8 protein-coding genes are annotated in these 9,526 nt (G+C 60.1%); all 8 read right to left on the bottom strand.

Annotated elements, in window-relative coordinates:
- Positions 1 to 776: ATP-binding cassette domain-containing protein (locus VGL70_08640; GenBank protein HEY3303583.1), on the bottom strand; the 776-nt coding region annotated here is incomplete at its 3' end.
- Positions 776 to 1,747, bottom strand: a complete 972-nt coding sequence (locus VGL70_08635) for an ABC transporter ATP-binding protein (protein HEY3303582.1) — start codon at positions 1,745 to 1,747, stop codon at positions 776 to 778. The genes VGL70_08635 and VGL70_08640, both read right to left, overlap by 1 nt.
- Complete coding sequence (locus VGL70_08630) at positions 1,744 to 2,646, bottom strand: ABC transporter permease (GenBank protein HEY3303581.1); 903 nt, start codon at positions 2,644 to 2,646, stop codon at positions 1,744 to 1,746. The genes VGL70_08635 and VGL70_08630 overlap by 4 nt, the downstream gene beginning before the upstream one ends.
- Positions 2,643 to 3,590 (bottom strand): ABC transporter permease, encoded by a 948-nt coding sequence (locus VGL70_08625; GenBank protein ID HEY3303580.1) that lies wholly within the window; start codon positions 3,588 to 3,590, stop codon positions 2,643 to 2,645. Before VGL70_08625 ends, VGL70_08630 begins: the two co-directional genes overlap by 4 nt.
- 232 nt (positions 3,591 to 3,822) lie before the next feature.
- A complete protein-coding gene (locus VGL70_08620; GenBank protein ID HEY3303579.1) occupies positions 3,823 to 5,382 on the bottom strand; it encodes an ABC transporter substrate-binding protein in 1,560 nt (519 codons plus the stop codon).
- Between the two features lie 116 nt (positions 5,383 to 5,498).
- The gene (locus tag VGL70_08615) at positions 5,499 to 7,055 is read right to left on the bottom strand and encodes an ABC transporter substrate-binding protein (protein ID HEY3303578.1); all 1,557 of its coding nucleotides are present in this window, start codon (positions 7,053 to 7,055) and stop codon (positions 5,499 to 5,501) included.
- Between the two features lie 282 nt (positions 7,056 to 7,337).
- The gene (locus tag VGL70_08610; GenBank protein HEY3303577.1) at positions 7,338 to 7,904 is read right to left on the bottom strand and encodes an ankyrin repeat domain-containing protein; all 567 of its coding nucleotides are present in this window, start codon (positions 7,902 to 7,904) and stop codon (positions 7,338 to 7,340) included.
- A 2-nt stretch (positions 7,905 to 7,906) separates the two neighbouring features.
- Positions 7,907 to 9,526, bottom strand: a 1,620-nt coding sequence (locus VGL70_08605; protein ID HEY3303576.1) for a molybdopterin-dependent oxidoreductase, incomplete at its 5' end; no start/stop codon positions are given.

Here is a 9,526-nt window from a genome sequence, read left to right as displayed (position 1 = left end):
GAGGCCATCAGGCCCTGAGTGTACGGGTGCTTGGGAAATTGAAAAATTTCCTGCACGGGGGCGATCTCCATGATCTTTCCCGCGTACATCACGGCGACGGTGTCGGCGAGGTACTCGACGACGTTCAAGTCGTGCGAGATGAAAAGCATCGTGAGCTTGAGTTCTTTTTGCAGCTTCTTGAACAGGTTCAGCACCTGCGCCTGGACCGAGACGTCGAGTGAGGAGACCGGCTCGTCGGCGATGATCAGCTTTGGGTTCGCCGCGAGAGCGCGCGCGACGCCGATCCGCTGGCGTTGCCCGCCGCTGAATTCGTGTGGGTAGCGGTGCATCGCCTCCGGCTGGAGTCCGACGAGCCCTAGAAGCTCCGCGACCGTGTCGAGTTTCTTTTTTCCTTTGAATCCTTGATAAAGCGTCACCGGCCGGCCGACGATTTCCAGCACCTTCATGCGCGGATTCAGAGACGCGAACGGGTCCTGAAACACCATCTGGATATCGCTCCTGATTTCGCGCACCTGCTTCCTCGGCAGGCCCAAAATATTCCGGTTTTGGAAAATCACCTCGCCTTCGGTTGCCGCAATCAACCGCGTGATGAGGCGCGCGGTGGTCGATTTCCCGCAACCGCTTTCGCCCACCAGCCCGAACGTCTCGCCTTCCTTGATCGCGAAGCTCACGTGATCGACGGCCTTGAGCAGCTTTGTGCCTCTGAAAAAACGGCTCAGGGGATCGCCGCTCAAGTCGAAATACTTCGTCAGGCCTTTGACTTCGAGCAGCGCCATTATTCCCCGGGAAAGTAACACGCGACCCTGTGGTCGGCGGATTTTTTATCCAAATTGGGCAGGTCCACCTTGCAGATCTCTCTGGCCTTGAAGCAGCGCGGATGAAACCGGCAGCCGGGCGGCGCGTCGAGCAGATTGCACACGTTGCCCGGAATCGCCGCCAGCGGTTCGTCGCGCCGCTCGGGGCGCGGAAACGCGTGCAGGAGTCCGATCGTATAGGGGTGAAGCGGCGAAGTGAACAGGGATTTTTTGTCGGCCAGCTCCACGATCGAGCCCGCGTACATGACGCCGATCCGGTCGCAGAGGCGCGCCACGACGCCGAGATTGTGCGAGATGAACAGCAGCGCCATGCCCATTTTCTCCCGCAGCTCTTCGAGCAATTCTAAAATCTGCGCCTGGATGGTCACGTCGAGAGCGGTGGTCGGCTCGTCGGCGATGAGCAGCTTGGGTTCGCAGGTGAGCGCCATTGCGATCATCACCCGCTGGCGCATGCCGCCGGAGAGCTCATGAGGGTAGCGCGCCATGACGGTTCGGGGAGATGGGACGCGCACCGAGCTGAGAATATGCTCGGAAAAATCCGCGGCCACCTTGCCGGAGTGGCCCAGATGAATGCGGTAACACTCGGAAATCTGTTCGCCGATCGTGAAAGAGGGATTGAGCGAGGTCATCGGCTCCTGAAAGATCATGGAGATCTTGCGGCCGCGGATCTTCTCCATCTCGCGCTCGCTTTTTTTGAGCAAGTCTTCGCCTTCGAAGAGAATCTGCCCGCCGGCGATCTCGCCCGGAGGGGAGGCGATGAGCCGAAGCAGCGCGAGCGCGGTGGCGCTCTTGCCGCACCCCGTCTCGCCGACGATGCCGAGAGTTTCTTTTTCTCGAATTGTGAACGAGACCCGGTCGACCGCCGTCAAGGCGCCGCGCCTCAACTGAAACCTAACCGTCAAGTCTCTTACCTGTAGGAGAGGATCGCTCATTCGCGTTCGTACTGGCGCGGGTCGAAAATGTCCCGCAGTCCGTCTCCCAGGAGATTGAACCCAAGTATCGTCAGCGAGATCACCAGACCGGGGATGATCGCGACGTGCGGCGCCAATTCCATGTAGCCGCGCGCTTCGCTCAGCATCAAGCCCCAGCTCGGCGCCGGCGGCGGAAAACCCAGGCCCAAAAAACTCAGCGAGGACTCCACCAAGATAGCGTGCGCGAAATCGAGACTCACGAGGACGAGAATCGGCGCGACGCAGTTGGGCAGGATCTGAAAGAAAAGAGTCCGGAATTCCGACTCGCCAGTCATGCGCGCCGCCTCGACGTATTCCTTTTCTTTTTGCGATAAGACGCTGGCGCGCACGATGCGCACGTACCCGGGTATCGAAGTCAATCCGATCGCCAGATAAAACGTCAGGAAGTTGGGTCCCATGGCGGCGACCAGCGCGATGGCGAGAAGCCGTCCGGGAAAGGCGAGAAACGCATCGACGATTCTCATCACTACCGTGTCCGTCCAGCCGCCCGCGTAGCCCGAAACCGCGCCGATCGGAACCCCGATCAGAACCGCCAGAAGAACCGCGCCCATGGCGACGCGCATGGCGATGCGCGACCCGAGGACGACGCGGGTGAAAATATCCCGGCCGTAGATGTCGGTTCCCATCAGGTGCGCGGTGGAGGGATTTTGGAGGCGGTCGGGCAGATTCATCTGAAAAGGATCGTGGGTCGTGAGATATGGCGCAAGCAACGCCGTCAACAAAACCATCAGCACCAGGAAGAGCCCGAGAGCCGACAGCCGGTTGCGCAGGAGTACGGCGAACGACGCGGCCAGGCGCTGCCCGAGCGTGCTGAGCTCTTGCGAGGCGGGGAATTCCGGTTGTTTTTCCGCCGAGATCATTTGAGCGAGATGCGCGGGTCGAGCGCCTTGTAAAGCACGTCGACGACCAGATTCACACCCACGTAGGTGAACGCCAAAAACAAGACCGCGCCCTGAAGGAGCGGATAGTCGCGCGAGTACACCGCCTCCAGGACCAGGCGCGCGACGCCGGGCCAGGCAAAGACCGTCTCGATCACCGTAGAGCCGCCGAGCAGCCGGCCCACCTGAAGGCCGATGACCGTGGTCGCGGCGATCAACGAATTTTTGAGCGTGTGCTTGAAGATCACCTGCCGCCGGGGCACGCCCTTGGCCCTGGCTGTGCGGACGTAGTCGAGCCGGAGCTGTTCGAGCATTTCGGCTCTGACGTAGCGCGTCACCGTCGAAGCCAGGTCGGTTCCCAGCACCAGGGCCGGCAGCGTCAGATGCCAGAGAAAGCGCGGGAAGTTGGTCGTAGGGTCGATGTATCCCAGCGTGGGAAACCAGCCGAGATAAAGGCCGAAGCCCAGGATGAGCAAGAGCGCGAAGAAAAAATTAGGCACGGCGATGCCGAAAAGGGCAAAGCCCATCGCGGAATAGTCGTAGATGGTATTTTGCTTGACCGCCGCCAGGGTGCCGGCAGGAAGCGCGATCACGATGCCTAGGATGAGAGAGGCGAAGGCGAGATAAAGCGTGGCGGGAAAGCGCTCGACGACGGTGTCGAGGACGGGCCTCTGGGTGCGGAGCGACTGTCCCAGGTCTCCTTGAGCGACGCGACCGAGCCAGGTGAGGTACTGAACGTAGACCGGCTGGTCGAGATTCATTTTTTTGCGCAGAATCTCGTACTGCTGCCGGTCATAGCGCTCTTCGCCGAGCATGATCTCGACGGGATCGCCCGGAATGAGATGGATGATGAAAAAAACGATGAAGGAGGCAAGAAAAAGAACCGGGATCAGTTGAACGAGTCGTCTGAGAATGTAAAGAGTCACGCCGGCCGGCTTTCCATCTTCGAACGGTTCACATGCCGCACACGAGCGAAATTTTTCTGCGAAAACCCTTCGACCCTTCGACTCTGCTCAGGGTGGTGAGCCTGTCGAACCACGGGCTCAGGGTGAACGAATGAAAGACCGACAAGATCGCGGTTTCCGTTCGCGCCGAGTTTGCCTGTCCTGAGCCTTCGACTTCGCTCAGGATAGACTCCGCCGAAGGATCGAAGCACATCTATCGATCGACCCAGACCCTCGATAATCCAAAGTTCACGCCGTTGAAGCGACCGTCTCCGTCGGTCGTGAATCCTTTGACCTTATCGTTGTAGGTAAAGAACCGCGGCACGTAGACGAGCGGAATCTCGGGAAGCTCGTCGTACAGGACCCGCGCTACTTTTGCCGCATAAAGCTCGTGGCGCTTCTTTTGGTCGGTCATTTTACTAGCCTCGAGCAAAATTTTGTCCAGCTCTTTATTGCAATAGCCCGAGACGTTGGCGGTGCGCTTCTTCGCTTGGATGGCTTTTTCGTCGCACCCGTACTCCTGGGGGTAAACGTCGGACGGGTCCGAAGGCGTGTCGCCCCCGTAAAGAATCATCTGGAAGGTTCCGGTCCTCTGGTGCTCGCGGTAGGTGGCGCCTTCGAGACTGTTGATTTTCATCTTGATGCCGGCGGTCGTCAACTGCTGCTGGAGAACCTGCTGCTCATCCTCGACGCCGCGGCGCGCGAGCAGCTCGATTTCGAAGTCCGGGGCGACGCCGGCTTCCTTGAGCAGCGCCTTCACCTTCGTCGGGCTGCGCTCTCGGTCCGGGAGCTTGAAGTGCCAGGGGCTGCCTTCCGGAAAACGTTGGTTCGTCGGGTTGCCGTAACCCCAAAACGCCCCCTGGATAAACTGCTTGCGATCGATCGCGTGGGCCACCGCCTGGCGCAGCTTAACATTATTAAACGGCGGCTCGACGACGTTGAAAATAATGCGTCTGAAGCCGGCATAGGGAGCGGGTGTGGCTCGGATGCCGGGGACGGAGCCGCTCTCGGCTTTCTTCACGAACGCGTAAGGGGTTCTTTCGATCATGTCGAGATCTCCGGCGCGCAGCGCCGTGAAGCGCACCGTCGGATCTTCCGCGACCTTGACCGTGACCTCGTCGAGAAACGGCACGTCCTTTTGCCAGTAGTCCTTGTTGCGGGTAAACGAAACGTGGCTCAGCTTTTTCCATTCCTTGAAGACGAACGGCCCGGTGCCGGGAGCGAAAGTGTCTACTCTGTCCATTCCCGCCTGGACGGAGCCTTTGGGCACGACCGGGAACGCGCGCAGGCTGAGATAGGAAAGAAACGCCGCGTTCGGCTCCTTGAGCGTGAATTCAATCGTGTACCGGTCCGGCATCGCGACGCCCTTCACTTCGCGCAGATAAGAATATCCCTCCGAGCCATTCTTCGGCTCCATGACGTAGTCGATGCACCATTTCACGTCCTCGGCCGTCAATTCCGCGCCGTTGTGAAACTTGACCCCGTGTCTGATTTTAAAAGTGTACGTGAGGCCGTCTTTCGAGATGTTCCACGACTCGGCCAGGGCGGGGACCGGCGCGCCTTTGGTATCCTCGTCGATCAGCGCCTCGTAGAAGAGCCCGCGCACGTATCGGTCGGTGGAGCTGATCCGGACGAACGGGTTCATCGTGCTGATGTCCCGCTCGATGCCGAAGGTGAGCTTGCCGCCGCGCTTGGGCTTCGCCTCCTGCGACCCAACCATAAGCGGCAGCGCCAGAAAAATCACACCGATCAACCCAAGGGAATATTTTTTCATGGGATTTCTCCCTTCAATCGAATGCTAATGCTAAGCCCCTTCGACAGTCTCAGGGCGAACGGAGATTATATGAGGTAATCTTTTCCGTTCGTGCTGAGCTTGTCGAAGCATGAATCTTACTTCGTCAGCCAGACTTTAAAGATTCCTCCCTCATTGGAATCCAGAGACTCGTTATTGTCCGTTACGAAGCCGCGCACGGCCGGGTGGACGCCGAAGTAACGGTGCTCGAAGGCGAGAAATACTTCGGGCGTCTCCTCGTAGAGAATTTGGAAGACCTTCCGGAAGATTTCTTTTCGTTTCTTGGAATCGAGCGTGCTGTCGGCTTCCCCGACCAGAGCGTCCAACTGCTTGTTGCAGTAGCCGGTCCGATTGTTGTCCCTGGCCTTTAATTTGACGGACTCCTCGTCGCACATAAACTCCACGGCTATTTGCGCCGGATCGGGCGGGAGATCGCCGCCGCCGGGGCTCATGTCGTAGTCCCCGGTGCGGGTGCGGGTCCGGTAGGTGCCGGCTTCGAGCGTTTCTACGACCACGTTCAGGCCCGCCTCCTGCAGCATCGGGACTATGAACGCGACTTCCTCCTGTCCCTGGCGGGATACGAAGACGATTTTTTCGCCTTTGTAGCCGGCCTCTTTAAGCAGGGCCTTGGCCTTGGCCACGTCGCGCTTTCGTTCCGGAAAGCCGAAGTTCCACGGCGAGCCTTTGTAAAAGCGTTCCTCCGCCACTTCTCCTTGGCCCCAATACGCTCCCTCCAGGATTTTTTGTTTGTCGATGGCATAAACGACGGCCTGTCGGATTTTAGGATTATTGAAGGGCGGCCGGACCGCGTTCAAATAAAGCTCTCTCATGCCCGCGTACTTGGCCGGCGCCAGCTTGACCTCAGGCATTTCGTTTTTCTGCACCTTGACCACCCACTGCGAAGGGAGACGCGTGATGAGGTGGAGATCTCCGGCCCGCAGCGCCGCCAGTCGCGCCGATGCGTCGGGAACGGGCTTGAGCACGACCCTGTCGAGATAAGGAAGCCCCTTTTGCCAGTAATCTTTGTGCCGCTCGAAGGTCGCGTGCGAACCGGCGCGCCACTCTTTGAAGACGAAAGGACCGGTTCCCGGAGGCATGGCTTGAACTTTCGTCTGTCCCGTGGGAATCGAATTCTTTGGCAAGACGAAGAGCACGCCCAGATCGCTGAGGCCGCTCAGGAAGGAAACCTGCGACCGCTTCAGAATGAATCGCGCCGTATATTTGTCCACGACGCGGACCGAGTCGAGGCCGTCGAGGTGCGGCTTGGCGCTCGCGCCATGCTGCGGGTCCTTGGCGTAGTCCACCGCCCATTTGATGTCCTCGGCGGTCATTTCCTCGCCGTTGTGATATTTCACTCCGCGGCGGAGAACGAAGGTGTATTCCTTGCCGTCCGGAGAGATTTTCCACGATTCGGCGAGAAACGGCTTCACCTCGCCCTTGTCGTCCATCGTGACGAGGCTCTCATAAGCAAGCGCCCGTATGTTGCGGTCGATCGAGCGCATGCGAACGAACGGGTTCAGACCGTAAAGGTCGGCGTGAATCCCTATATTGAGCGTGCCGCCGGTGCGCGGCTTATCGTGGGATTTTTCTTGGGCCGCCATCTTCGAAGGAACGGCCAGGCAAATTAACGAAAGCAAAAGAGACAGTACCTTCATCGAGATCTCCCTTCGTTGCCAGTCAGGATATCAACCCGGCTCATGCAGGTCGAGGACTTGAAGAACCGCTATCGGCCAGCGTCCGGAGAAAATGCAGGTTCCACAGCGAAAGCGGGTCCGATAAATAGGCATATCTTTTACACTTAGAGCAGGATCGGTTCAAGAGGAAAAGGGCGACGGAACCATACCCGAATGGATGGAAGAAGCACGAGAGTGCGAGCTTTTTTCTTCTCTATCGACCTCGCCCGGAGCGGCTCGCGCTTGAGGGCTGATGCCGTGCTCTCACTTTTCCAGCCGCGCCTCGCGCGCGGCGAGCAGCTCCGCGATCTCGCGCAGGCCTGCCGCTTCCGCCATCTCCCGCGGCGTTTCGCAGTCGTCGATTCGCGTCCGGAGGCGCGGGTCCGCGCCGCTCGCGAGCAGCAGCTTGACGGCCGGCAGGTTGCGCTCGCCCACGGCCATGTGCAGCGGCGTATAGTCGTTGATGCCGCGCTGATTGGGATCGGCCCCGAAGGACAGCAGCAGCTCGATGATGTCGGTGACGTCCGGTCTTCCGGGACTTCCCGGCTGAGGACGGCTGCACGACAAGGCCGCGATCAGCGGCGGAAAGCCGGCGTGATCCGCCGGATTGGGATCGGCGCCGATCTCCAGCAGCTCGCGGATAAACGGCAGCGGGCTATGATAAACGGCGTACTCGAGGCAGGGTCCGATCTCCGGCGGCATCGGTCCGTTCGGCACGCCGTCCGGGTCGTCGACCGCCGCGCGCAGCGCCGCGAGATCGCCGGCGCGAAAAGCGGCGTCGACCTTCTTGAACTTCTCGTACTCCGCTGAGCGCTCTTCGTCCGATTTCATTTTTACCGTTCCAGCTTCTCGATCCGCACTTCCGTGTTGTAATCCGGCTCGCCGGACACGGGATCGGTGCGGCGCGCGATCAGGACGTTGGCTTCCGGCCAGTAGGCCTGCAGGGTGCCTATCTTGACCGGAGCGATTTGAATCACGCCGCTCATCTCGCCGGTGTCGGAGCGCAAAAGCACGGGAGCGCCGTCGGCGAGGCCGAGTCTCTCGGCGTCATCGGAGGCGATAAAAATCGCGTCTCTTCTCTTGCTCCCCGTGAGGCGGTCGGTCGAGCCGAACGTCATGCTGTTGAGCTGTTTCCCGCGCCTGGTGGAAAGATAAAATCTGCCGTCCGATGCCGTCTGGTCGGGCGGAGCGAGCGCGCTGAAAAGCGCGCGGCCTTCGGGCATGTGAGAAAAATTTCCGTTTTTGAACAGGTACGGCCCGCCCCACTGGAGCGAGTCGCCTTCCTGCTTGAGCAATTCGATTCCCTGGTAGATCGGCATGACGCGGCCCATCTCCTCGCGGATTTCCCGCGCGCCCGCGTAGGGGAAGAGGAGCGCGCCGTTCGGCATCGCGCGGCGCGCGACCAGACAGGGGATCTCCCATTCGGGCAGCGATTCGCCGACGCGGTGGCCGGGAATTTCCGGCGTGAAGCGGATTCTTCTCTCCGTGCTGGTCGTGGTCCCGCCGCCTCTCTGCTCGTAGCGCGTCTGGCCGGGAAAAAGTACCACGACTTCCGCGGGATCGACCAACATGGTTCGATTGATAACGATGTCCTGATGGACGCGCACTGGGACCCGCGCCAACGCCTCGCCGACGAAGCGGCGGTCCGGCAGGCTTTCGAGCAGATTGCCGCCGACCGAGTAAAGAAGTTCCAGTTCGCCTTTGTGCGCGGCGTCGATCATCTGCGGCACCCGAAGACCGGGCACGGAAGGAACCGGATGGCGCCATAGATTGGAGAAACGCCGCGCATTCTCTTTGTTCACCTCGAAGCCTCCCGGAAAACGGTCCGGCTCTGCGCCGCATTCGCCGCCGCCCTGCACGCCGCTGTAGCCGCGTATCGGCATGATGCCGCACTTTTCCCGCCCCAGCATGCCGCGCGCGAGCGCGAGGTTCACGATCGCTTTCACGTTCTCCACGCCGAACTCGTGCTGCGTGAGTCCCATGCTGTAGACGAAGACCGCGCTCTTGGCGTGCGAGTAAATCTGCGCGAAGCGCTCCATCTGCAAGCGGGGAAGGCCCGAGCTGCGTTCCAAAGCCTCCCAAGGCTGCTGTCGCAGCGCCTTCTTGACCTCGTCGAAGCCGTCGGTGTGATCGGCGATGAACTCATGGTCGAGACGGTCCATCTCGATCAGCGCCTTGAGGACGCCGTTGATGAAGGCGATGTCGCCGCCGGTGTGGATCTGAAAGAAGGCATCGGTAAGCTTGGTGCCAAAGATTGCGCTCTCCAGGACTGAGGGTACCCAGTAGCGTTCCATACCGGGCTCGCGGAACGGGTTGATCACCGCAACTTTGGTGCCCTTTTGTTTGGCGTAGTAGAGGTACTTTGTGGTGACCGGCTGGTTATTGGGAGCGTCGGCGCCGATGAAGACGATCAGGTCGGCGCCGATCCAATCCTGGTAGGAGCAGGTCGAAGC

This window comes from Candidatus Binatia bacterium (assembly GCA_036504975.1).
Classification (GTDB): Bacteria; Desulfobacterota; Binatia; order UBA9968; family UBA9968; genus JAJPJQ01.
The sequence above is the reverse complement of the archived record's forward strand: the minus strand, read 5'-3'. Positions and strand labels throughout refer to the sequence as shown.

Coding starts and splice junctions, on each gene's coding strand:
- VGL70_08635 (HEY3303582.1), bottom strand. CDS start 1,747: ATGAGCGATCCTCTCCTACAGGTAAGAGACTTGACGGTTAGGTTTCAG.
- VGL70_08630 (HEY3303581.1), bottom strand. CDS start 2,646: ATGATCTCGGCGGAAAAACAACCGGAATTCCCCGCCTCGCAAGAGCTC.
- VGL70_08620 (HEY3303579.1), bottom strand. CDS start 5,382: ATGAAAAAATATTCCCTTGGGTTGATCGGTGTGATTTTTCTGGCGCTG.
- VGL70_08615 (HEY3303578.1), bottom strand. CDS start 7,055: ATGAAGGTACTGTCTCTTTTGCTTTCGTTAATTTGCCTGGCCGTTCCT.
- VGL70_08610 (HEY3303577.1), bottom strand. CDS start 7,904: ATGAAATCGGACGAAGAGCGCTCAGCGGAGTACGAGAAGTTCAAGAAG.